Genomic DNA, 23155 nt, shown 5'->3' on the forward strand with positions numbered 1-23155 from the left:
AAAAAACTTTTAGTTTTTATATTAGTTTGTCTAATCTATTATTTAATCATAATAGACTGGCTCAATCGATCACTTGTTTAGATTTCAAAGATTGACTAATAGTTTAACAATTGTAAGTTAAAAGAACTTTCTGCTCTGCGTTCTGCAAAACAGAAAGTGAAGTATATAGAAGTGATGCTTAAAAGTAGATAAAAATCAGGCTATTTTTTAAAAGCCCATAAAGAAATTTTGAAGTCCAACCTTTTCATTGAAAATGATATCTTTTTTATTTGGATCGTACTTAAATTTACTTACTACTTTTTTGCCATCTTCTTTTAAATATCCAGCAGATATAAGCGTTGGCTCGATAAGAGTCATCTCAGGGAAGAGCGTATCAAAAAATTTAGCCAAAGTCTCATCCACACTTAGCTCGCCATTAAGTGATAGCTTATCAAAGATCGCAAGCTGACTTTCTCCGCTTTTAAAGCCATTGATAGCAGCATCTAATTTTAAATTTATCGCATTATTGCCATTTTTAAAGCTTAATGTATCCACTTTCACACTTGGATTTTTCTCTAAAATTTGACCCATTACTTCGTCCAAATTTAACCCAGCAAAGATACTCTCATTTGTATCAACATTTACATTACTTAGTCTATCAAGTATATTATTTATAGTTGGCACGTTGATATTTGCTATTTTGCTATCTAAGATAAAATCTGTAAATTTCACTTTATTAACAGCAACTGCACCTATCTTCACCACGTCATTTGAGCTACCAAGATCATTTGAGACTTCAAATTTCGAGCTATACTCAAGATCGTCTAAAGCAACATTACCATCTTTTTCATCTAATAATGCCAGTTTTTTGATCTTAGCCTTTGCTACGTAAGGAGCTAGTTTGCTCTCAAATATCTTTGAAATTTCAACTGGCACAGTGTAGCTTGTATCTATATCGACGCCTTCAAGATTAACTTCTGCTTTATTTTCTTCATTAAGATCTTTTAATGAAACTTTCTCAAGACCCAAGTTTGCGCTATTTACATTATCTTTTGCGTCCAGTTTCAAGCCAAATTTCACATCCTTTGTATGAACGTTCATGGTTTGCTTGTCACTAAAGTCGATATCGCTAAATTTAACATTTACATCTTTATCGCCACTTACGCTAGCCTTTGTTTTAGCCGTTGCGACGACGTTTGATCCAAGAAATGAAGCTACGATATTTTTTATCGCCTCATTTTGTATAGAAATTTTTGAGTCGATATCAAAGCCATTTACAAATGCAAGCACTGAGTGAGAAATCTCATTTTCTACCTTGAAATTTAGATCCTCATCTACATCTTTGCCAGCCAAATTTTTCAAAAGATCCTTTGAAACGATAAGATCAAACGATCCTTTTGAGCCAAAAAAGCCTTTTTGATAGCTATTTTCTGAAACTTTAAAGCCATTCACATCATTTAGTCTATCAACTATCCTTTGATAGTTCTCCTCGACCTTGTTTGAGGCGAAATAAACAGCGCCTACAACGATCACGATAACTACGATTAGAGCAGATATCACCTTTTTCATGCTTTTCTCCTTTTTGTAATGTGTTGTAAAAATAACCAAATACCTAATAACAAGCCTACCATGGCAAGTGGCATGATATAGCCATGCTCGCCAAGATAATTGCTCACACTCATAAAATAATCCCCTGCTTTATAGCTTGCAAGACCTACGATCACCGCCCAAAGCACTGAAGAGATCAAATTTATAACACTAAATTTATAAAAAGAGTATTTTGTAAGCCCAAGTGCGATAGGCACCAAAGTTTTGACGCCGTAGATAAATTTTTTGATAAATATTATCTTATCGCCATGCTTTTTTGCCAAAATTCCAGCATAGGCAAGCTTTCTTTTGTGATTTTTTACATAAGGCATAAGTGAGCTTTTATTAAACCTTGCGACGTAAAAGATCAAAGTATCGCCGATCGTGTTTGCTACGGCAGCGACGATTACGCTAAGAGTGATGTCCATCTTACCAGCAAAGCTTAATATCCCAGCGGCGATAAGCGCAACCATACCACCACCAAGGCTGTAAAAAAATAGCACGACGTAGCCGTAAGTTGAGATTGAGTTTATTATATCTTGCATCATTGCCCCAAAAGCTTAGAAGCTGAAGATATTAGTTGCTCGTATGCGTAGCCACTTTGTTTTAAAATTTCATCCTTTGCGCTTATCACTGCTCCGCCAAAGCTAGCTCCTGCGAAAAATCCATCATTTGCAGCGTAGGCATAGATGTCGCTTGAAAATTTAAAGTCGCTTACTTTATTATAATTGCGCCCGATATCGCCAAAAGCTACTGAAAGCTTCGTATCAAGCGTGATCTTGGCGTCTTTTATGTCGTAGATGATGCTATCTTTAAATATAAATAGCACAAGCGAGCTATCTTCATAGCCAAGCTGTATGCCGATGCTGCCGCCACTTATACTAACTGGCAAAATTTCACTTGGCGAGTTGATGTTGCCAACGACCATGATACCATCTCCGCCCATGCCACCGACCACAAAACCGACCTTTTTTACACTTGGAAAGATGATCGTCGCTTTTGACTGCTCGATGAGCTCTTTTATGGGGGCGTTTCTAGCACCTCTCATCGTCGTTATAAACGAATTTGCTGAGTCTAGCACGAGCTCCTCGCTGGCAAAGCCAAGCGAGAAAAATATTATTAATGATAAAAGAAATTTCATATCTTGCCGTTATTTCGCAAAATCAACAGCGCGAGTCTCTCTGATGACACTTACTTTTATCTCACCAGGATACTGCACTTTGCTCTCGATCTCTTGAGCTATCTCTTTTGCCACAAGCACTGCCTCATCGTCGTTTATAAGCTTAGCATTTGCGATGACACGGATCTCACGACCGGCGTTGATCGCATAAGCTTGTTTGATGCCCTCTTTGCTTTTTGCAATGTTTTCGATCTCTTCGACACGTTTTAAGAAGCTCTCAAGCACCTCGCGTCTTGCTCCTGGACGAGCTGCGCTTAGTGCGTCAGCTGCGCAAACAGCTGCACTTTCGATACTTGTAGCCTCTTCGTGTCCGTGGTGAGCATAGATCGCGTTGATGACGACTGGATGCTCTTTATAGCGTTTGCAAATTTCAGCTCCAAGATCGACGTGGCTGCCCTCATACTCGTGAGTTAGCGCTTTGCCGATGTCGTGAAGTATGCCAGCTCTTTTTGCTAGCTTCTCATCCCCACCGCACTCAGCTGCGATGATGCCAGCGAGGTGAGCTACTTCGAGGCTGTGAGCAAGGGCATTTTGACCATAGCTTGCTCTAAATTTAAGCTTGCCTATTAGTTTTACTATCTCTGGATGAATTTTATTTAGACCAAGGTCCATGACGATGTTTTCGCCCTCTTCTTGTATGCTTTGCTCAAATTCTTCAGTCACTTTTTTGTGAAGATCCTCTATCCTCGCTGGCTGAATTCTGCCATCCTCCACCAAAAGCTCGATCACTCTTGTAGCGATCGCACGCCTGTAAAGGTTAAAGCTGCTTAAGATGATAGCATGCGGGGTATCATCGATGATGATATCAACGCCAAGCACCATTTCAAGGGTTTTGATGTTACGTCCCTCTTTGCCGATGATCCTGCCTTTTAGCTCATCGTTTTTGATATTTACGACATTTATCAGACGTTCAGCCGCAAATTCTCCGGCAAATCTTGACGTAGCCTGCGCCAAGATGTAATTAACCCTCTTTTTAGCCTCTCTTTTTGCCTCTTCTTCGTACTTTCTAACGATGTGAGCGATGTCGGCGCGTGACTTTTCTTCGACCTTTTTAAGCACGACCTCTTTTGCCTCTTCCTCCGTTAAGCCAGCAGCGTGCTCAAGCACTCTTATCGCCTCTTCTACTTTGTTTTGATAAGTTGCTTTTAAATTTAAACCCTCTTCGTAAGTGACCTTTGCATCTTGCTTGTCTTTTTCAAAAAGCTCTTTGCTCTCATTTAAGAGTTCTTGCTCATTTAGCAAAATTTTCTCTTTTTTGGTCAGCTCATCAAATTTACTTGCATACTCTTTTTGAAGCTTTGTCGTCTTGTCGTCGTATCTTTTTTTAGCCTCAAATTCAGCCTCTTGCACTGAAATTTTAGAGTTTTTAAGCGTTAGCTCAGCTTCATACTCGATGGCTTTTGCCTTTGCTTTTGCCTGCTCTAAAAATATGTTGTAGTTTGCATCATTTATCTTTTTGGCGTAGAGATACCCTGCTCCAACGCCCACCACACCGGCTCCTAAGCCTATTAAAACCTCTATCATTTATTCCTCTTTTTATATAATTTTTACTTGGGGTTATATAAAAGTCTGCTACCGCATCGTGCACCTGCGAGAGCACATCTTTGGTGTAGAAGTCTTTTACCTCTAAGAAAACTATCAGTTTTGGCTTAACGGGCAAAGTGTCAAAAAATCTATCGTAAAATCCTTTTCCGTGCCCTATTCTTGCCATAGCTCCATCAACCCCAATCGCTGGAACTACCGCCATATCGAGTTTAACATTATTCATTTTTTTGCCAGATGGCTGTCTGACATTAAATTTATAAGTTATAAATGGCAGTCGCAATCTTACCATCTCTAAGCTAAGACCTACCATAAAAGGGGCAAAAATTTCACATTTATGTGATAAATTTCGTCTTATTTTAAGCACATCGACTTCGTAGTTAAGCGGCAAGTAAAAGAGTACCTTTTTAGAATTTGTGTAATTTATCAAATTTAAAAGTGTTTTTACCGCCTTATAATGCGTGCATTTTGCTCTAAATTTAGCAAGCTTTATCAAATTTGCCCTTGCATTTTTTCTAAATTCGTTTTTTTCTAAATTAACGCTCATTTTATGCTCTTTCTTGTATAATCCTGAAACATTTTTCAAAAGGAAATTTATGACACTAAAACGCGCAATTATAACATCACTTTGTCTTTTTGCATTTTTCGGATGCGGCGACGACAAAAGCCAAAAGAGCGAGCAAAACAGTAGCGAGCCAGCTGTGCAAAGTAAAAATTTAGAAGAAAATGCCAGCAAAGATGAAAATTTAAGCAAAGATACGCTCACACCAAAGATAAGCGAGAACGCACAAAGTGACGAAGTAAAAGATATAAGCCTAAAACTACTTAACGGCACAACTATGCAGATCACAAAAAGAAGCAATGGCTTTGACGTAAAAGATGGCAAAAAAGCGACACTTTACGTATTTTTCGCTACTTGGTGCCCACCTTGCAAGGCTGAGATCCCATCTTTAAACAACCTAAGTGAGAAATTTAAAAACGAGCTAAACATCGTTGCTATCTTGCTTGAAGACAAGAGCGAGGACGAGGTTAAAGAATTTGCTCAAAAATATAAGATCAAATACGATATCGCAGTTGGCGAGGGAAATTTCTTATTTGAAAAGGCGATGGGCGGCATCAAAGGACTCCCTGCATCTGCACTTTTTAAAGCAAATGGCGACTACGCTCAAGGCTACATCGGTCTTGTGCCTGAAGAGATGCTCGAAACTGACATAAATAGGGCCATAAAATAATGCTTGAGTTTTTAAAAAGAGGCTTTGAAAAGACCTTTGGAGCGATAAGCTCGGCTAAAAAGTCAAAAAAGATCGACAAAGAGAGCTTAGAAGAAATTTTACTAGAAGCTGACGTGGCTTACGAGATCGTGGAGGAGATTTTATACTATCTGCCGCCACAAGATGAAGTGAGCAGAGCTGATCTTAGACGCGTTATGAGTAGCTATTTTATTTACGAAAAGGAGCGTGTGATCGAGCCTGATAAGCCATTTGTCGATCTCATCCTTGGCGTAAATGGCGCTGGCAAGACAACAACCATCGCAAAGCTAGCAAATTTATATAAAAACAACGGCAAAAGCGTCATTTTGGGCGCTTGTGATACATTTAGAGCTGGGGCGATCGAGCAGCTTCGCCAATGGTCAATCAGACTAAATGTGCCAATAGTCGCCACCCAGCAAGGACATGATCCTTCAGCTGTTGCCTACGACACGATCAGCTCGGCTCTTGCAAAAGGCATCGACCGCGTCATCTTAGACACGGCTGGCAGGCTTCAAAACCAGACAAATTTAGCAAACGAGCTTGACAAGATCGTTCGTATCAGCAAAAAAGCCTACGAAAAGGCGCCTCACCGCAAGATCCTTATCCTTGATGGCACGCAGGGCAACGCTGGCGTCGCGCAGGCAAAGGCATTTAACGATATCGTCTCGCTTGATGGCGTCATCATCACAAAGCTTGACGGTACTGCAAAGGGCGGAGCGCTATTTGGCGTGGCAAGGGAGCTTGAGCTACCTATATTTTATATAGGCGTTGGCGAGAGCATGGATGATATCATCAAATTTAACCCAGACGAGTTTTTAGACGAGCTGATGGACGCCATTTTTGAGTAGGGTAAAATTTCTTAGTAAAATTTGCTTTTTCGCTGCTCTTTTGGCGATTGATATTCTTGCATTTACTTCAAAAAGTCCTGCGATCATCGAAAATTCGTGGGACAAAGCAAACCATTTTTTAGCTTTTTTCGTCCTTTATATACTGCTCTACCTTGGCTATGAGTTTGTAATTTTAAAAAATTTAGCCATACTTTTAGCCTTTGGCGTGCAAATAGAGCTCGTTCAGGCATTTTTGCCAAACAGGAGCTTTAGCCTGCTTGACATCGTAGCTGACATGATCGGAGCGGTCTTTGGAGTGATAGTAGTTGAAATTTTAAAAAGGATATATTATGGCAAAAGCAAAGCCAGTTTTTGAGTGTCAAGCCTGCGGTAATCAACAGGCAAAGTGGCTGGGTAAGTGCCCACAATGTGGGGCTTGGGATAGCTTTGTCGAGCTTAGCCAGCAAGAGATAAAGATAAGTAAAGAGATAGCAAAAATCGCTAGCGCACCTAGCAAAGCCATAAGCATCGACGAAGTTGAAATTCAAAATTTCACGAGATTTAGCACCAAAGATAGCGAGCTAGACCTTGTTCTTGGTGGCGGCGTGGTCGAGGGTTCGCTTGTACTTATAGGCGGCAGCCCAGGCATCGGCAAATCAACCCTGCTTCTAAAAATCGGCTCAAATTTAGCAAAGGACGGCAAAAAAACGCTCTATGTAAGCGGCGAAGAGAGCCAAAGCCAGATAAAAATGAGAGCTGATAGGCTAAATGCTGTGGATAAAAATTTATACCTGCTAACTGAAATTTGCCTAGAAGATATCCTACTAGAAGTGCAAAAGAGCGACTACAAGGTGCTAGTCATTGACTCCATACAAACGCTTTATAGCCAAAACATAACCTCCGCGCCAGGCTCGATCACGCAGGTTCGCGAGATCACATTTGAGCTAATGAGGCTTGCAAAGAGCCAAAATATCTGCGTTTTCATCATCGGACACATAACCAAAGAGGGTTCGATCGCAGGCCCTAGAGTGCTTGAGCACATGGTCGATGTGGTGCTTTATTTCGAGGGCGACGCGAGCAGAGAGCTGAGAATTTTGCGTGGGTTTAAAAACCGCTTTGGCTCGACAAGCGAGGTTGGTATATTTGAGATGAGCCAGCAAGGGCTCGTGAGCGCAAATGAGGTCTCAAGCAAATTTTTCACACGCGGCGGGGCGATGAGTGGCAGCGCGATCACTATCATAATGGAAGGCTCAAGGGCGCTTAGCATCGAAATTCAGGCGCTTGTTTGCGAAAGTGCCTATCCAAAACGAAGCTCGACTGGCTTTGAGAAAAACCGCCTAGATATGCTACTCGCACTTCTTGAGCGAAAGCTTGAAATTCCACTTGGGCACTACGACGTCTTTATAAATGTTTCAGGTGGCGTTAAGATAAGCGAGACCGCTGCCGATCTAGCCGTCATCGCAGCGATAATCAGCAGCTTCAAAAACCGCCCCATCAGCAAGGACAGCGTCTTCATCGGTGAGCTAAGTCTAAATGGCGAGATAAGAGAGATTTTCAATCTCGATCAGCGACTAAAGGAGGCAAAAACGCAGAAATTTAAAAACGCCATCATCCCAAATAAACCGCTTGACGCACAAGGTCTAAAGTGCTTTTACGCCAAAGATATCACGCAAGTGCTTGAGTGGATGTAGAGATAGTTTCGGTATGCTTTTTGCGCAAAATGACGATGATCTACAAAACCATAAAGAGATAATTTATACTTTTGTATCAAAAGATAAAAGATTTTTTAGCGAATATCAAAAAGAACTCACGAGAAATTTACCACTTTATCCCAGCTTAGAGCTATTGCTTATCGATTTTGCAGTCACTTAGAATAAAGCGCTCAAAAAGATGTTTTTGAGCTTATAGTGTTATTTGATCTAGTGCATTTATTGTGCTATTTTTTAATGTAATCTCATCAATTTCATCAGTATTTCTTAGTTCTTTAATTGGGCAATATTCTTCCACATCATAAAATAAACTCTGCATAACGTCATAATATTTATTAAAAAAACCGTCATCTTTTTGCAATAACTTAAAGAATTCAGTTTGATAAGTGCTCGCATCTATTTTATCATTGGCAAAATCTTTCAATAAAGTCAAAAAATTATTATAAACCACAAAACTACTCCTATTTATTGCATCTAATAACATCATTATACCGACCAATAAAAATCATTTTAATACCATAAAATAAAAACCAAACCATATAATGTGACTACTTGATATATGATGAAATTTATATTTACTCATCAAGCACCGATATCCCACTTGGACAATTTTTAGCAAGTGGGTTGTTATACTCTTGGTGGCATTTTTCACACTTTATGACGCCTAGCTCTGCACTTACCTGCTCTGCGTTGTAGCAATGTGGACAAACTACGTAGCCGTCTGCTTGCGTATCTACTCCGGTAGCTTTGATACTTAGATCTTGATAGTCGTTAAAGATTTTTCTAAATTCGCTTTTATAAATTTTAAAATCAATAAAACCAGCAAACTCAACTACATAATTTCTGAACGCAAAATAATATCTCTTCTCTTTCTCTCTAAAATTTAGATCATCTTCAAAGATTTATTGTAAAACTGGTTAAAAGTTTTCATAATTAAAATTTTCTATACTAAAACCAAATCTTTTTATGATTGCACCGGCAAATTCTCTTGTTTTTATCCAAGTTTTGTTTGAATAAACTAAAGTTTTATTATCTATTTTTTCTATTTCATTCCAAAAATCTATTCCAAAATTCTTATCCATAAATGATTTGAAGTGACTTATGATTTCTATCTCTCGCTTTGAAAAATATATTTTATTTCTAGGATATAACGCATATTCGCAAGCGTTATATATATCTTGCACCAGGTCTTCTACTGTTTCATATTTATCCGTATATGGATCAACCAAATACTTATCTTGATGCCATAAAGAAGCTATTCTGCATAAATTTAATAAAAAATATCCCTTTTCTGCTAGCATTTTATTTCTCCAAAATAGAATTTCCATAAATTGGTATGTATGTTTCATTAGCCTTATAGCCACCAATATTTCTAAAATTATCTAAGTAATTTTTATTTTTATCTTGTATTCTTAATATCCAACCAGAATTTGAATTTGTTCCAATTGGGGCTTTTGGATCAGGTCCATGAATTCTAATTCTTTCAATACCAGCCTCATCAATAAATCTTATACCATTCCCTTTTTTTTGAACCAACATTGTCCAATCTTTTGGAACTCTTGAAATAATTTCATCTACTGTTGCTCCCTCTAGCTTTGTAAAATCTCCAACCAAATTTAAAAATTTATTGTTTTATCGGGGCATGTATAGACGGTTTATTTGTTTTTCACCTTTTATAATATTGTCTAGCTCATATCATTTTCAAATTTATACATGCTGATAAATATTTCTATCAACACCATCTTCTTGGATTTAAACCTTCTTTTATATAATATTAAATAACCAAATCTTTTACTTGGTAGTTATTTTTAACTTTTCATTTGGTATAAAAAACTCATTATCATTTGTTGGTATCTTTATAAGTGGTGAAAAAATCAACTTTCCAAATATCAACACTATCAACAAAATTATTATCGTATGCAAACATAGTGGCCACACAAAGTGTTCCATCAGCATCATAAAACTCTACGTCCGAAATATGCTTACCGCCACCAATATACTCATTGCTTTCATAAACAAAGCCAAAACTTCCCATTTTACCATCATCAAAATAAAAAATTTCATCTGAAAATTTATAATCTTTATTATCACTTTGTGAATTTTTAATTAAAATTTCCACCATTTGCCTAATTTGCATAGTTATATGTCTAACTCGTAATTTTTTATTATATACACAAATCTCTTTCATTATTCAGCCCTATTTAACAATAATGGTACCAATATTATATGTGTCATCTTCTTCTCTAGCATCTAAGGGTTTCACGCTCCAAGTATTTCCAATTTTATCATTTCCTAAAAATATTAAAGATTTTATTGCAAATTTTGGTTATTTTTAGACACTTGCTTATATTTATTCCAAGCAACTATGACATTTTGTGCTTTTTTAACGACGATCTGCCAATTTGGGTCTTTAATAATCGCTTCATCATCATTATCATCTTCTGCAATATAATTTCTTAGTTCATCTCTAAAATCACGCAATAAATTTATAAGTTCATCCGAAAAACCTAAAGTGAATGCCGTATTTTCTACAAAGTCATCAAATTTTAAATCATCAAAAAGCGAGCACACCAATTCAACATAAGACGACACTCCGCCATCAATATTGTTCTCATTTAGCCAATGCATTTTTTGTTGTTTTATATCAGAAGCTTCTTTTATCCAATAATAAATCCATGGTAAAAATTTTTTCTCAATATTTAAATCTGCCATATTCATTGTTCTATAATCTTATTAAGTATATTTAAGTCAAAATTTTCCAATTCTATATGACTTTCAAAAGATGCCGACGGTTTGTAGCTTTTATTATATTGCCATTTTTATCATAAAACCTAATATTTAGCGGTTCAAGTATACAAAAATAGATTATTCTTAAAACAGACAAATTTCACACTATCATCACTGCAGCTACGGCAAATCCGCCGTCGTGAGTTATACTAAGGCTTGCTTCTTTGATATTAAAATTTGTATAAATTCTTGGGCTAAATTTTATCTTTGGTGCGTTTCTTGCGTCTTTGCTGAGCATAATGTCTAAAAAGCCACACTCTTTGCTGATGCCCACGCCAAGGGCCTTACTAGCTGCTTCTTTGGCTGCCCAAAATCCAGCCAAAGTCGCATCATTTTTTGCTAGCTCAATCTCATCATCACTTAAAAATCTCTTTAAAAAAAGCTCGCCGTGACGAGCCTTCAGTCTTGAAATTCTATCTATTTTAACGATATCGATGCCTATCATTGCACCACGAAATCAGTAAAAAATATGTTTTTGATGTAGCCATCATTTAGCACTTCATTTAGCTTGCCGACGATCTCGTCTTTTAGCCTATCTTTGCCCTTTGCAGTGCTTACTTCTTCGTAAGTTTTAGAAGAGAGCGTTCTTATGATGATATCTCTTAAAAGTGCCTTTTTCTTATCAAGCTCGGCAGTTAGTAGCTCGTCGCTTTGCTCTAAATCGATCTTAGTTTTAAGAAATCTCGAGCCATTTTCACTAAGTAAATTTACGACAAACTGATCAAGCGGATATATAGGTCCCATGTTCGAATAGTCGTTTCCACCGCGTTTTGCTTTGTTTTGAGCGGGTGCTGGTTGAGTTTGAGTCTGAGCTGGTGTTTGCGCCATATTTGCATCTTTTGGCTCATCAGAACTAAGCATCAAAAACGCCACTAGCCCTCCGATAACTAGCAATAAAACAAATATCGCGATAATGATTATCATCAAAGCGCCATTGCCACCCTTTTTTGCTTTTTTCTCTTCAACTTCTTCAGCCATCTTTCCTCCTTTAAGTTTTGGCTATAATTATACAAAAAATTCGCAAAAATGAGAAAAGATGATACATAAAACCAACGCCGCTAGGCTTTTAGACAAGCTAAAAATAGACTACGAGATACTTGAATACGAAGTCGATCTAAACGACCTTTCAGCCGTTCACGTCGCAGCTAGCACCAAGCAAGATATAAAGCAAATTTACAAAACGATCGTCTGCCAGTGCGAGCCTAAAAATTTTGTCGTTGCCTGCTTGCAAGGCGATCTGGAGCTTGATCTAAAAGCACTTGCTCATGCGTGCGGGGCCAAGCGCTGCGAGCTTATAAACTTAAAAGACCTAGAAAAGATCACTGGCTACATCAGAGGCGGCTGCTCGCCACTTGCTATGAAAAAGCAATTTGCCACATTCATCGATGAGCGAGCAAAAGAGCAAGAGTACGTGCTAGTAAGCGCTGGAGTAAGAGGCAAGCAGATAAAGATAGCACCAAATGACCTTTTGAAGGCTTGTGAGGCGGATTACGCTGATATCGCTAGGCTAGCTCTTTAAAAACTCTATAAATTTAAACTTCTCACCTAAAAACTCAGGCGAGAGTAGAAATTTCGCCTGTTTGGTGACATTTTCATAGGCTTGCTTGCTGCCTTTTTCAAGCACCAAAGATAAAATTTCATCCACGCCAAGATCATTAACCAAAGCATCATTTTGTTTTTTAAATTTAAGCATCAAAAAGCCAGCCAGAGAGAAAGCCTCTTTTACCTGCTTAAAACAAAGGCTATAAGTTAGATCAGAGCTTTTAAAATATGGCGCGAGGTTTGAAATTTCAAACAAAGAAAAAACTTGATGATCTTTAAAAACTCTTAGGCTAAACTCATTTTTTGGTTCAAACTCGCCGTAGTCAAAGCTTAAAAATCTCACCTTTTTAGCCGCATTTGCAAGCTGAAGCGCAAATTTAGCGTAGCTGGTTGAAATTTCGCCCTTTTTTATGCCAAATTTCTTTGCAAGGGCTAGCAAATTTTGATCTGCCTTTTGCCAGTGAAATTTTAAGTCACTATCCACAAAAAGCATATTATCTGCGTCTATCACCTCGCAGCCAAATGCGTCAAGCAGCTCATTTGAGATGACAAAAATTTCATCAAACAAGCACTCACCTAAATTTTTATAGTGTTTTATTTTTATCTCATTATCAAAGCGATTTTTAAAGGTTTCAAGCTGTTTTTTGCGTAAAATTTCATGAGGTTCTATGATGATAAACTCTAAATTTGGCAAAATTTCTGGCTCAAGCGTAAAGATGCCCTGCGCGAAATCAGCCAGCATATCGCCTGAGTTTGCGCCGATCTCCACGACCTTACAAGAGCTAGAAATTTCGCCATTTTTAAGTAGCTTTATAAAGTAGTTTGCAAGGCAGGCGCCAAAGAGGTAGCCAACGCTTACATTTGTGTAAAAGTCGCCCTTTTTGCCGATATTCACGCCAAATTTATAGTAGTTTTCATTGACCCAGATATCAAAAAACTCGCTAAATTTCATAGATCAGGCAGCTTCCAGCCTCTATAAAATGCAAACATCCTGACCGTTATGCCAGCAGCTAGCAAAAGCATGGTAAAAAATATGTTGGTAAGGCCTAGATGATATAGGATAAAGTAAGCAAGCCCCACGCCAAGGCTTATCGTGCCGTAAAGTCCGGTGCGTAAAAACCATGGGACTTCATTTAGCAAGATATCTCTTAAGATACCGCCACCAACGCCGTTAAAAAAAGCGATCATCATGACGCCAAAGATGTTGTAGCTATACTCGATGGCAACCATCGCACCGACGATAGAAAAGCAGATAACGTCGATCGCATCGGCAAAGATAAAGACAAATTTCTTCTCCAAACCATCTCTTTTTATATGCAAATTTGTGATCCTAGATGCGACAAGCATAAAGATGACGACGCTTACTGGCATGTAGTGAGTAAATGAATAAACCGCTCTGCCAACGAGCATATCACGCACGATACCGCCTCCAAGTGCGGTCAAAAATGCAGACAAAAAGACGCCCAGCCAGTCACACTCTCTTTTTACTGCAAACAAAAAGCCACTAAGCGCAGCTGATGCGATACCGACGTACTCCACAAAAAGTATTAAGCTCATATTTTTTCCTTAAAAATGGGCATTTTATAATGAAATCTCATAAAATTTCATTAATAAATTTTTAAATAATAGTTTATTTTAGGCTATAATAACAAAAATTTTAAATAAGGAAATTTGATGAAAAAAATTCTAACTTTGCTCTTTTTGATCGGCTCATTTTTTGCGTTAAATTTAAACGCTGACGTGATCCAAAATCAAAAATTAAAAAACGCGATAAACATTTTAAACGCTTTTGGCACTAGAAATTTAAAACCAAATACTAAATTTACAGGCATCAAAGCCATCGCTATCATCCCAGATGTGACAAAAGCAGGCGCGATCATCACTGGCTCAAAAGGTAAAGGCGTATTTATCGCTAAAAACGACGATGGCGAGTGGTCAAGCCCGTTTTTTGTAAATTACACATCTGGCAGCATCGGACTTCAGCTAGGATATAGCTCGGCTGATATGATCATCTTGTTTAAAAATTCAGAAGCCTACGCAAGCTTATTTAACGCAAAAGATACGATCAGCCTAAAAGCAGAGGCAACTGGCGGCGTTGGTAACGAAGTAGCGATCACTAGCGATTTGCCTGAAATTTCAGCATTTGTCGAGGAGCGTGGCAAGACTAGTGGAGCTTTTGTGGGCGTTAGCTTAGATGTGGCAAGACTTAAGATAAACGCACAAGATACAAACGACTACTATGAGAGAATGTATGACTTTGAAGATATCTACAACAACAGCCCAAAAGCTAGCAAATACACAATCAAATTTAAAGAGATAATCTCAAAATACTTCTTATAATAACCTCATGCCTTGGCTCTTTTAGAAGAGTCAAGCTCTCTTTTTTATATTTTAAAGATTTTAGAAATTTAGTTTATAAATTTAGAAAGATTATGGCTTAGCCTTTTGCTAAACCATAAATAGTGATACAAAGCGTTTTTTAGGGATTGGAGAAAATTGAGTCATATATTCAAACGCCTCTTCGTAGTCGCCGTCTGTATATTGCGCGACTTGCTCGATAAGCTCGTAAAGCTCTTCGTCATCCATCGAGTCAAAGCTGCCTCTATTTTCCAAAACCTCTAACAAAACGGCGTCTAATTCTAGCTCGTCGTAAGTCATTTCGTTCCTTAATTCTGATTTAAAAAATGCGAAACTATACCAAAAGAAGCTTATAAAATACTTTACTTAGAATTTGTAATAAATTTTATGCATTTTTTAGTAGAAAAGTTGTAAAATCTTTACATTCATTATCAATTTGATAGGGATTTTGTGGAAGACTTTGAACTATTTTACAAGCATTTTAACGAGTTTTTAAAAGCTTTTAATCAAAAAGGCTCTGAGATAAAAGAGCAAATTTTGCGTGTGCTTTTTGCAAGCAAGTCACATCTAAATGCTCAAGAAATTTGTCAAAAAATTTATGAAACTTACAAAAATGAAATTTCAATGACTTCTATATATACCTTTTTAAATTTTCTTGAAGAGCACCATTTGGCAAATAGTTTTGAGCAAAATGGTGTTAAAAATTACGAGTTAAATTTAAAGTCCTCTCACGATCATCTGATCTGTGAAATTTGTGGCAAAGTGGTTGATTTTGAAGATGAGATGATAGAGCAAAGACAAGATCAAATTTGTAGCCAAAGATCGTTTAATGCTGAGTCTCACAAGATGATACTTTATGGAATTTGCAGTGATTGTCAAGCAAAAAATGGGATTTAAATTTATCATTTCATTTTGTTTTTTGATAATGAAAGACAAAAAAATTTCAGATTTGTTTAAGTTACAGATTAGATAATACGCAGACAAAATAAAAGGATGAAAATGGATATAAAAACACAAACTTTAGCACAAGTTGCAAGCTATTTTTCGATGATAGCCCACACAAATGGCAGACTAAGAGTAAGAGTTAGCCCAAAGATAAAAGAGCTAAGCAGTAGCGTAAATTTAGCCAGTTTAGATGACATGATAGCTCAGATAAATGGCATAAAAAATGTTAAATTTAATAAGATAATCGGCTCTGTAACGATCGAATACGATCATGAAATTTTCCCTAAAAATCTCTGGGAGGATCTCTTAAAAGGGCAAAATTTAGAAGAAATTTCAGCTAAAGTAAATGAAGTAGCAAGAGAAGTAAAATATGCTTAATGAGCTTTTAAACGCCTCTTATACGAGCGAAAAAAACGCACTTAGGCTATATGAAAGTCTAGCTTCATTTGGCGAAGTATTTGATCAAATCGCAAGCGTGAGAAAAAATGCTACCATTTTGATAGAGAAATTTGCAAGTGCGCATGAGTATGAGCTTGTTTGCGAAAATGAAGCCATCTTTTTGCCAGCAAAAAATAAAGAAGATGCGCTGATAGAGGCACTAAACTATGAAAATGAGCTAAACAAAATGTATGAAAAATTTTGTGAAAGCTTAGATGATGAGGAGCTAAAAGATCTATTTTTTAGACTTTGGGCTACTTCAAATAATGAATATATCGCCTCTTTAAAGCACTGCTTAAAAGAAATTTATAGCGGAGCTGGGGCAAAAAATGAGCTAAATTTAAATGAAATTTCACAAAATTTTGAGCAAAATAGCATAACAAACATTTTAGAAAGCTATCAAAATGACTTTAATGAAATAACTAAAAGCTTGCAAAATATCGCAAGTGGCAAGGCTGATAAAAGCGAGTTGGCAAAGATCACAAACAACCCAAATTTCTCGTTTTTTAGCGGGCTTGCGCTTGGGGCATTGGGCATTTCAGTAGTTAGCAAAAATTTAAATAAGGATGGAGAAGATGAATAATTTACAAAATCAAACAAAGAAAGGATTTAAAATGGCATTACCATTTTTAGCAGGTTTAGCAGTAGGCGGTTTAGCAGTAGTTGCTTGGAGTAAAAGAGATAAGATCAAAGAGTGCGCAAAAGACGGCCTAGATAAAGGCAAAGAGGCTGCAAAAGATCTTTATAAAAAAGGCAAAAATGTCGCAAAAGATGCAAAAGACTTCATGGTAAAAGAAGAGAAAAAAGCAAAACGTGGCGTTAAAAAAGTAGAAAAAGAGGCTGAAAAAGTGGTTAAAAAAACAAGAAAACCACGCGCTAAAAAGCCAGCAGCTCCAAAAGCTATCACACCAAACGATATAGCTTAAGGATAGAGAATGCAAGAAAATAATCTTTTTACGCTTTCAAATACAAGGCTTCCGTTTGATCACTTCATCAGCGGAGCCTTAATCGCTGGCATGGGTGCGGCTGCACTTGGCTTTAACGACTATCTAAACAACAGAGCAACTAAAAAAGATGTCGCTAAGAAGATAGTAAAATACGCAGTAACTGGCGGTTTTGTAGGTGCTGTTGGCATTCACGCTTCAAATTTGATAGCACAAAAAAAATATCTAAACGCAGCAGCTTTTACGGCAGCTGGCATAGGCGGTCTTTTGATAGCTGAAGAACTAATAAAATTGGAGAGTAAATAATGAATAACCCTTATATCAATGAAGAAAACGCAAACGAAGTAGCAGCAAATAACACAGCAGCAACTCAGCCAAGTGCAGTTGATAATGCAATAAACAATGCAGCTCAAAATTTACCATTTGTACCTGAAAATTTTAACGCAGCTGGCTTTGTAAAAGGCCTACTTTTAGGCGGCATAGCAGCTTATGTGCTAACTAATCCAAAAGCACAAGAGTGCGTATTTAAAGCGATCATCAAAGGTGGCGAGCTAATAAACGCTGGCATAGAAGAACTAAAAGAGCGTTTTGAAGATGTCAAAGCTGAACTTGACTCACAAAAATAAGGTCACTCTAGCTCATAAGAGCAAAAACAGAGCGAGGTTTATTTGCGAGAGCCTAAATGCCAGAAGCGATGTCAGCGCTATCGAGGCTGCGATCTCAGAGCGAACCGATGCAAGAAGCGTGCGTGTAAATAAATACGCAAAAAGCATCGTCGTCGAGTTTGATAAGAGCTATGAGAAAATTTTAGATTTTATAAAGAGCTATGATTTTCCAACCAAGCCAAAAGATGAGAGCCTGCCTAGCAAAGCAAATATTTACAAAGCTGCTGCCGCACTTGGCGTAACGCCATTTATGAGTAACAAAACTCTAAAATCAGCCGTGACTCTTTATGCCACAGCTCCAAATTTAATAGAAGGCGCAAAAGAGCTAAGGCACGAGGGTATCACCTCAAAAGTGCTCGAGGCAACTGCTATTGGCACAAGCCTTGCAATGGGTGATCATTTGGCTGCAAATAGCACAAATTTGATGATAAATATCGGCGAATATATGGAAGAAAGTGCTAGCCACAGAAGTGATGATCTCATCAAAGAGCTAGCCAAACCAAACATCGAAGAGGTCTGGGTCGAGCGAAATTTAAACGGCGAAAAGACGCTTGAAAAGGTAAAAACCGAAAATTTAAAAAAAGGCGACATCGTAGTAGTCGGAGCTGGCGAGACGATAGGCGTTGATGGCTACATCGTCGAGGGTAATGCTGACGTCAATCAAGTCTCAATGACTGGAGAAGCAGAACCCGTGGCAAAAGCTAGAGGCGACCGCGTCATAAGTGGCACTGTTGTCGATGAAGGCAGGATCAAAATTTGGGCTGAAAACGTAGGTAGCGACACCGCAACCGCAAGGATCAAAGAGTACATCCAAACTTCACTTAATGAAAAATCAGCCATCGGCGTAAAAGCTCTAAAACTAGCTGACAAACTAGTACCAGTCACACTCTCTCTTGCTGGGCTTTCGTATGTTATAAATAAAAATATGAACAGCGTTGCAAGCGTGCTTCAAGCTGACTACTCTTGCGCGCTCAAGCTTGCTACCCCAGTTGCGTTTAAGTCAAGCATCTCAAAAGCTGGCAGAAACGGCATCCTCATAAAAGGCGCAAAGGCGATCGAGGCTCTAAGCTCGGTTGATACATTTGTCTTTGACAAAACCGGCACTCTAACTCACGGACGCCTAAGTGTGGTTGAAATTTACTCTTTTAAAGATGGCTTTTCAGAGGCTGATATCTTAAATTTAACCGCAAGTGCCGAGGAGCACTACTTCCACCCAGTAGCTGAAGCGATAGTTGAGGCTGCAAACAAGCGTGGATTTAGCCACATTCACCACGACGAGGTTGAATTTATCGTGGCTCACGGCGTAAAAACTGCGATGCACGGCAAAGAGGTCGTTATCGGTAGTAGGCACTTCTTAGAAGATGATGAGATGATAAGCTTTAAAGCTCACGAAACGCTTATAAATAAGGCTTTACAAAGCGGTCTAACCCTGCTTTATGTAGGATACGACAAAGAGCTTGTTGGCGTCATAGCAATGAAAGATGATATGAGAGCAAACGCTAAAGATATGGTGGCAAAACTACGAAATCTTGGCGTAAAAGAGATAGTTATGCTAAGTGGCGACATAAAGAGCAAGGCTGAAGAGGTAGCGCGCGAGCTGGGACTTGATAGGGTCTATGCTGAGTGCTTGCCAACGGACAAAGCAGCGATCATCGAAGAGCTAAAGAGTGAAGGCAAAAAGGTCGCTTTTGTAGGTGATGGTATAAATGACGCGCCAAGCTTAACAAAAGCAAATGTTGGCATCAGCATGCACAAAGGTGCTGATATCGCTAAAGCAACAGCTGATATAAGCCTTTTAAAAGATGACATCATGAGCGTGGCGCTTGCAAAAGAGCTTGCTAATAAAACTATGAAGTTAATTAGCTCAAATTTCCGCTCAACCGTTGGCGTAAATACAGCCATACTAAGTGCCGCAACGCTTGGCATGCTAAATCCAATAGCAACTGCCATGCTTCACAATGGCACGACGATCTGGCTTCTGCTCAACTCAATGAAGGGCGTGAAGATCAAGTCAAAATAAATTTGAAAGGATAGATGGTGTTTGAGAATTTCTTAAACTTTTTAAACGGCAAAATGGATGTAGCCAACGACTTTTTATATGGATATTTTTTGGTTATCATCCTTGTAGCTTCTGGAATTTACTTTAGCTACCTTACCCGTTTTGTGCAGTTTAGGATGTTCTTTGAAGCTTGCAGAGTTCTGGTAGAGAAAAAGGATAAGTATAACAAGCACCATCTAACGCCGTTTCAAGCGCTGATGATCTCGACTGCTTCGCGCGTTGGCATCGGCAACATCGCTGGAATTTCAGCTGCCATCGTCGCAGGTGGTCCAGGAGCACTTTTTTGGATGTGTTTGATGGCATTTTTAGGCTCAGCTTCAGCCTTTATCGAGAGCACTTTGGCTCAAATTTATAAAACCAAAGATGTCTTTGGCTTTAAAGGCGGACCGGCTTATTACATAAAAAACGGACTTGGCATAAAGTGGCTTGGCTCTTTGTTTGCCATCATCCTCATCATAACCTATGCTTATGGTTTTAATGGACTTCAAAGCTACACCATGACCTCTGCTTTTGAAATTTACTACGACAAAGCAGGCAGCAACATCACCTTTGCACAAAGCGGCTTGCCTATTGGCATCGGACTTATCCTTACAGCATTTACAGCTGTGATGTTTTTTAGCAAGAGCCACATCATCGGTAAAGTTAGCTCATATATCGTGCCTTTCATGGCGCTTACTTACATCTTGCTAGCTATCATAGCGATCGTTTTAAATTTCAAAGAAATTCCAGCCGTTATCAAGATGATCATAGAAAGTGCCTTTGATTTTAAAGCGATCTTTGGCGGATTTGCTGGAAGTGTAATCGTAATAGGCATAAAAAGAGGACTTTTCTCAAACGAGGCTGGCATGGGCTCAGCGCCAAATGCAGCGGCTGCGGCGCACACAAGCCACCCAGTCAAACAAGGTCTAGTGCAAGCAATGGCTGTCTTTATCGATATGACGATATGCGTCGCCTCTGGTATGATCGTGCTTTTTTCTCAGGCATATCTTACAAAACAAACTGGCGTAAGTGGCGAAGTGCTAACCGCCCTGCCTCTTGTTCAAGCAGCGATGAAAGAGTATTTTGGCGACTTTGGACTACACTTTACGACCCTTGCAGTAGTGCTATTTGCCATCACATCGCTCATCGGCAACTACTACTACGCACAGGCAAATATGAAATTTCTAACAAAAAGCAAAAATTTAACTCTAGCATTTAAGATTACTGCAGTGATTATGATATTTATAGGCGCTCAGATGAACTTAAAACTCGCTTGGAATATCGCTGATATCACGATGGCCGCTATGGCTACGATAAATATCATCGCTATTTTCTTACTATCAAAAGTGGTGATAATAGCGATAAGAGACTACGAAGCTCAAAGAAAAGCTGGTAAAAATCCAGAATTTGACCCAGAGAGTCTAGGCATCAAAAACACAAGCTGCTGGGGCAAAAACTAAAGGAGAAAATTTGGGAAAAGATATAAAGATAAGCGGCAAACTGCTAGATCTAAACACCCACAGACAAGTAGCAAAGGTCGGCATGAGCGTCACTTTGGCATCTGTTTGCCTAAGCGCACTTTTTATGAAAAATAGATCTGTTAAGAAATTCCACGTAGCTTCTGGCATCGCATTTACATGCTTTGCGCTTTACCACGCTGGACTTTACGACAACGGCATCTTTAAAAAGATGATCGTAAAAGCAAAAACCGCTTCAAAAAAGGCATAAAATGAGACTAAGCGACGCTGAAATTTTAGACTACATAAACGAGGACCTACCCTACTTTGACCTCACTACGTCGCTTCAAGATATCGACAAAAAAGCCTCGCTTGAAATTTACTCGCGTGATGAAATTTGCGTTAGCTGCGTAGATGTGGCAGCAAGCATAGCAAGGCTACTTGGCTGCGAGAGCGAAATTTTTGTCAAAAACTCTCAAATTTGCAAGGCTGGCGATGTGATCATAAAAATTTATGGTAGCTACGAAGATGTGCATAAGGCTTGGAAACTGGCCCAAGTCGCACTAGAATATGCTAGCGCCATCGCAACCTACACAAACAAAATGTCAAAAGCTGTAAAAAGCGTCAATGAAAAATGCGAAGTCTTAGCAACCAGAAAGAGCTTCCCATTTGCAAAGAAATTTTGCGTAAAAGCCGTGCTTGAAGGCGGTGGCGGTATGCACAGACTTGGACTTAGTGACAGCGTTCTTTTCTTTAAAAACCACATAAAAGCCTACGCTAGCTTTGATGAATTTATCTCACATTTGCCAGAATTTAAAGCCAAAATGGTCGAGCGAAAGATCTGCGTCGAGGCTGAAAATTTAGATGAGGCAAGCAAGCTTTTAAAGGCAAAATGCGACGTCGTGCAGTGTGATAAATTTAGCCCAGAGCTTATCAAAAACGTGCTAGCCTTAAGAGATGAAATTTCACCAAATACTATGATACTAGCAGCTGGCGGCGTAAATTTGTCAAATGTAAAAGATTATGCAAATGCCGATGCGATAGTCACTTCTGCAATGTACTCAAAAGGCGTTGCTGACATCAGCGCAAGACTTGAAATTTTGTAAAATTTTACAAATAAAAATACATATAATTTATATATAAAATAATAAATATCTCTAAAATTTTAAAATTTATGAGCAAACACACCATATCCTAAATTTAAACTTGCTAGAGTTTTAATTCGCATGCAGTGCAAAGCACAATTGCATGCACCTCTAACGTGCGAGGGGTTTGGGGGATTTAAAAAGGGGGATAAGGGGACGGCTTCGTAATTCAAGTCCCTTTGTCCCCCTTTTGGATAAAAGAGTTTATAAATTTAATAAAGCTTTTTTTGCAAATTTTAAAACTTTACTCACTCGCCTTAGCAACTTACTAAATTTAGGGCTCATAGCCATTCGCCACTAAATTTAGAAGCGTGATGTGCTCGTTCATAAATTTTAAAATTTGTAAAACATTACAAGCAAGAGTAGAAAAATATAAAAGACCAAGATTAAATTTGAAGTCTAGAATTTAAAACAGATATATAAATGATTAAATTTAAAAGATCAATCCCCAACCCAGCTTAAACTAGGTTGGGGTTTATTGAGTGATTTTGCATTAAACAAATTTAAGTTTGTTTATTAAGAAACTAAAACCTCTTCTTCCTAACCTCTTCAACTATGGCTTTAGCCATCTCATCTACTTCTGATGTGACTTCGTTTGCTTGGTTTGCAATTACTACATTTTCTTTTGTTAGGTGATCTATTTGAGCAACTGATTGATTTATCATATTGATACCTTCACTTTGCTCTTTGATTGATTCACTCATCTCGTTTATTGATTGAGCTAATACATTTGTATTTGCTTCTATCTCACCAAGTGATTTT

Annotated in this window: 31 protein-coding genes and 1 pseudogene; 16 read left to right on the forward strand and 16 right to left on the reverse strand. The window is 38.3% G+C overall.

Translation table 11 applies throughout. The features are described from left to right. Positions 1 to 207 precede the first annotated feature (207 nt). Genes CYO89_RS05535 through CYO89_RS05555 form a run of 5 tightly spaced genes read right to left on the reverse strand, consistent with a single transcriptional unit; the run spans position 208 to position 4835 of the window. Positions 208 to 1548, reverse strand: coding sequence for a DUF945 family protein (locus CYO89_RS05535; RefSeq protein ID WP_103597454.1), 1341 nt, complete (start codon positions 1546 to 1548; stop codon positions 208 to 210). Then, the gene (locus tag CYO89_RS05540; RefSeq protein WP_181001891.1) at positions 1545 to 2111 is read right to left on the reverse strand and encodes a DedA family protein; all 567 of its coding nucleotides are present in this window, start codon (positions 2109 to 2111) and stop codon (positions 1545 to 1547) included. The genes CYO89_RS05535 and CYO89_RS05540 overlap by 4 nt, the downstream gene beginning before the upstream one ends. Further along, the gene (locus tag CYO89_RS05545; RefSeq protein WP_103597457.1) at positions 2111 to 2707 is read right to left on the reverse strand and encodes a lipid-binding SYLF domain-containing protein; all 597 of its coding nucleotides are present in this window, start codon (positions 2705 to 2707) and stop codon (positions 2111 to 2113) included. Before CYO89_RS05545 ends, CYO89_RS05540 begins: the two co-directional genes overlap by 1 nt. Positions 2708 to 2716: 9 nt before the next feature. Continuing rightward, on the reverse strand, positions 2717 to 4270 hold the full coding sequence (rny, locus tag CYO89_RS05550; RefSeq protein ID WP_034901872.1) for a ribonuclease Y: 1554 nt from the start codon (positions 4268 to 4270) through the stop codon (positions 2717 to 2719). Further along, a complete protein-coding gene (locus CYO89_RS05555) occupies positions 4191 to 4835 on the reverse strand; it encodes a 5-formyltetrahydrofolate cyclo-ligase (protein ID WP_103597459.1) in 645 nt (214 codons plus the stop codon). Before CYO89_RS05555 ends, rny begins: the two co-directional genes overlap by 80 nt. A gap of 49 nt (positions 4836 to 4884) precedes the next feature. Between CYO89_RS05555 and CYO89_RS05560 the strand changes: the two genes are divergently transcribed. The 4 genes from CYO89_RS05560 to radA are packed head-to-tail and all read left to right on the forward strand — an operon-like array spanning position 4885 to position 8056. Continuing rightward, positions 4885 to 5520 (forward strand): TlpA family protein disulfide reductase, encoded by a 636-nt coding sequence (locus CYO89_RS05560; RefSeq protein WP_103597461.1) that lies wholly within the window; start codon positions 4885 to 4887, stop codon positions 5518 to 5520. Further along, positions 5520 to 6386 carry a signal recognition particle-docking protein FtsY gene (ftsY, locus tag CYO89_RS05565; protein ID WP_103597462.1) on the forward strand — a complete coding sequence of 289 codons (867 nt, stop codon included), beginning with the start codon at positions 5520 to 5522 and terminating at the stop codon, positions 6384 to 6386. The genes CYO89_RS05560 and ftsY overlap by 1 nt, the downstream gene beginning before the upstream one ends. Then, positions 6379 to 6741: a VanZ family protein gene (locus CYO89_RS05570; RefSeq protein WP_103597464.1), complete on the forward strand. Its 363-nt coding sequence runs from the start codon at positions 6379 to 6381 to the stop codon at positions 6739 to 6741. Before ftsY ends, CYO89_RS05570 begins: the two co-directional genes overlap by 8 nt. Next, positions 6716 to 8056 (forward strand): DNA repair protein RadA, encoded by a 1341-nt coding sequence (gene radA, locus CYO89_RS05575; protein WP_103597466.1) that lies wholly within the window; start codon positions 6716 to 6718, stop codon positions 8054 to 8056. The genes CYO89_RS05570 and radA overlap by 26 nt, the downstream gene beginning before the upstream one ends. 211 nt (positions 8057 to 8267) lie before the next feature. Here radA and CYO89_RS05580 read toward each other — a convergent pair whose 3' ends face one another. The 7 genes from CYO89_RS05580 to fliL all read right to left on the reverse strand — a co-directional run bounded on the left by CYO89_RS05580 (position 8268) and on the right by fliL (position 11839). Next, entirely contained in the window at positions 8268 to 8558 is a 291-nt protein-coding gene (locus tag CYO89_RS05580) for a colicin immunity domain-containing protein (protein ID WP_181001892.1), read from the reverse strand. Positions 8559 to 8991: 433 nt separating this feature from the next. Beyond that, positions 8992 to 9375 carry a hypothetical protein gene (locus CYO89_RS05590; RefSeq protein ID WP_141090723.1) on the reverse strand — a complete coding sequence of 128 codons (384 nt, stop codon included), beginning with the start codon at positions 9373 to 9375 and terminating at the stop codon, positions 8992 to 8994. A gap of 1 nt (position 9376) precedes the next feature. After that, a complete protein-coding gene (locus CYO89_RS05595) occupies positions 9377 to 9688 on the reverse strand; it encodes a polymorphic toxin type 30 domain-containing protein (RefSeq protein WP_141090724.1) in 312 nt (103 codons plus the stop codon). Positions 9689 to 9914: 226 nt separating this feature from the next. Then, on the reverse strand, positions 9915 to 10262 hold the full coding sequence (locus tag CYO89_RS05600; protein WP_103597473.1) for a DUF6984 family protein: 348 nt from the start codon (positions 10260 to 10262) through the stop codon (positions 9915 to 9917). Positions 10263 to 10384: 122 nt separating this feature from the next. After that, the gene (locus CYO89_RS05605) at positions 10385 to 10786 is read right to left on the reverse strand and encodes a hypothetical protein (protein WP_141090725.1); all 402 of its coding nucleotides are present in this window, start codon (positions 10784 to 10786) and stop codon (positions 10385 to 10387) included. A 175-nt stretch (positions 10787 to 10961) separates the two neighbouring features. Then, the gene (gene acpS / locus CYO89_RS05610; protein ID WP_103574638.1) at positions 10962 to 11306 is read right to left on the reverse strand and encodes a holo-ACP synthase; all 345 of its coding nucleotides are present in this window, start codon (positions 11304 to 11306) and stop codon (positions 10962 to 10964) included. Next, the gene (gene fliL / locus CYO89_RS05615; protein WP_103574639.1) at positions 11303 to 11839 is read right to left on the reverse strand and encodes a flagellar basal body-associated protein FliL; all 537 of its coding nucleotides are present in this window, start codon (positions 11837 to 11839) and stop codon (positions 11303 to 11305) included. The genes acpS and fliL overlap by 4 nt, the downstream gene beginning before the upstream one ends. A 58-nt stretch (positions 11840 to 11897) precedes the next feature. On the opposite strand from fliL, the gene ybaK reads away from it, so the two are divergent. Next, a complete protein-coding gene (ybaK, locus tag CYO89_RS05620; RefSeq protein WP_103574640.1) occupies positions 11898 to 12380 on the forward strand; it encodes a Cys-tRNA(Pro) deacylase in 483 nt (160 codons plus the stop codon). Here ybaK and CYO89_RS05625 read toward each other — a convergent pair. Together CYO89_RS05625 and CYO89_RS05630 are read right to left on the reverse strand one after the other, a co-directional pair. Then, on the reverse strand, positions 12369 to 13355 hold the full coding sequence (locus CYO89_RS05625) for an SAM-dependent methyltransferase (RefSeq protein WP_103574641.1): 987 nt from the start codon (positions 13353 to 13355) through the stop codon (positions 12369 to 12371). The genes ybaK and CYO89_RS05625 overlap by 12 nt on opposite strands. Continuing rightward, the gene (locus CYO89_RS05630) at positions 13352 to 13960 is read right to left on the reverse strand and encodes a trimeric intracellular cation channel family protein (RefSeq protein WP_021088495.1); all 609 of its coding nucleotides are present in this window, start codon (positions 13958 to 13960) and stop codon (positions 13352 to 13354) included. Before CYO89_RS05630 ends, CYO89_RS05625 begins: the two co-directional genes overlap by 4 nt. Before the next feature lie 117 nt (positions 13961 to 14077). Here CYO89_RS05630 and CYO89_RS05635 point away from each other — a divergent pair, with 117 nt between their 5' ends. Next, positions 14078 to 14743: a lipid-binding SYLF domain-containing protein gene (locus tag CYO89_RS05635; RefSeq protein WP_103597477.1), complete on the forward strand. Its 666-nt coding sequence runs from the start codon at positions 14078 to 14080 to the stop codon at positions 14741 to 14743. A gap of 108 nt (positions 14744 to 14851) precedes the next feature. Here CYO89_RS05635 and CYO89_RS05640 read toward each other — a convergent pair whose 3' ends face one another. Next, complete coding sequence (locus tag CYO89_RS05640) at positions 14852 to 15061, reverse strand: hypothetical protein (RefSeq protein ID WP_002942234.1); 210 nt, start codon at positions 15059 to 15061, stop codon at positions 14852 to 14854. A 150-nt stretch (positions 15062 to 15211) separates the two neighbouring features. Between CYO89_RS05640 and CYO89_RS05645 the strand changes: the two genes are divergently transcribed. The 10 genes from CYO89_RS05645 (at position 15212) to modD (ending at position 22354) form a co-directional block, all read left to right on the forward strand. Further along, the gene (locus tag CYO89_RS05645) at positions 15212 to 15658 is read left to right on the forward strand and encodes a Fur family transcriptional regulator (RefSeq protein ID WP_103597479.1); all 447 of its coding nucleotides are present in this window, start codon (positions 15212 to 15214) and stop codon (positions 15656 to 15658) included. A gap of 102 nt (positions 15659 to 15760) precedes the next feature. Beyond that, positions 15761 to 16084: an HMA2 domain-containing protein gene (locus CYO89_RS05650; protein ID WP_002942231.1), complete on the forward strand. Its 324-nt coding sequence runs from the start codon at positions 15761 to 15763 to the stop codon at positions 16082 to 16084. Next, complete coding sequence (locus tag CYO89_RS05655) at positions 16077 to 16727, forward strand: ferritin-like domain-containing protein (RefSeq protein ID WP_103597481.1); 651 nt, start codon at positions 16077 to 16079, stop codon at positions 16725 to 16727. The genes CYO89_RS05650 and CYO89_RS05655 overlap by 8 nt, the downstream gene beginning before the upstream one ends. A 31-nt stretch (positions 16728 to 16758) precedes the next feature. Next, a complete protein-coding gene (locus CYO89_RS05660) occupies positions 16759 to 17070 on the forward strand; it encodes a hypothetical protein (RefSeq protein WP_035142523.1) in 312 nt (103 codons plus the stop codon). 9 nt (positions 17071 to 17079) lie between these two features. Next, positions 17080 to 17394, forward strand: coding sequence for a hypothetical protein (locus CYO89_RS05665; RefSeq protein ID WP_012001863.1), 315 nt, complete (start codon positions 17080 to 17082; stop codon positions 17392 to 17394). Then, positions 17394 to 17714 (forward strand): YtxH domain-containing protein, encoded by a 321-nt coding sequence (locus CYO89_RS05670; RefSeq protein ID WP_180996462.1) that lies wholly within the window; start codon positions 17394 to 17396, stop codon positions 17712 to 17714. The genes CYO89_RS05665 and CYO89_RS05670 overlap by 1 nt, the downstream gene beginning before the upstream one ends. Continuing rightward, positions 17683 to 19773, forward strand: coding sequence for a heavy metal translocating P-type ATPase (locus CYO89_RS05675; RefSeq protein ID WP_429799137.1), 2091 nt, complete (start codon positions 17683 to 17685; stop codon positions 19771 to 19773). The genes CYO89_RS05670 and CYO89_RS05675 overlap by 32 nt, the downstream gene beginning before the upstream one ends. A 14-nt stretch (positions 19774 to 19787) precedes the next feature. Continuing rightward, positions 19788 to 21251, forward strand: coding sequence for an alanine/glycine:cation symporter family protein (locus CYO89_RS05680; protein ID WP_034901006.1), 1464 nt, complete (start codon positions 19788 to 19790; stop codon positions 21249 to 21251). Positions 21252 to 21261: 10 nt separating this feature from the next. Then, a complete protein-coding gene (locus CYO89_RS05685) occupies positions 21262 to 21519 on the forward strand; it encodes a hypothetical protein (RefSeq protein WP_009293953.1) in 258 nt (85 codons plus the stop codon). A 1-nt stretch (position 21520) separates the two neighbouring features. After that, positions 21521 to 22354 carry a ModD protein gene (gene modD, locus CYO89_RS05690; RefSeq protein ID WP_103597484.1) on the forward strand — a complete coding sequence of 278 codons (834 nt, stop codon included), beginning with the start codon at positions 21521 to 21523 and terminating at the stop codon, positions 22352 to 22354. Positions 22355 to 22917: 563 nt separating this feature from the next. Here the strand turns inward: modD and CYO89_RS05695 are convergent. Next, a pseudogene (locus CYO89_RS05695) lies at positions 22918 to 23155 on the reverse strand (methyl-accepting chemotaxis protein); the annotation flags it as partial.

The sequence above is a fragment of the Campylobacter concisus genome (assembly GCF_002913765.1).
In the GTDB taxonomy this organism is placed as follows: Bacteria; Campylobacterota; Campylobacteria; order Campylobacterales; family Campylobacteraceae; genus Campylobacter_A; species Campylobacter_A concisus_BB.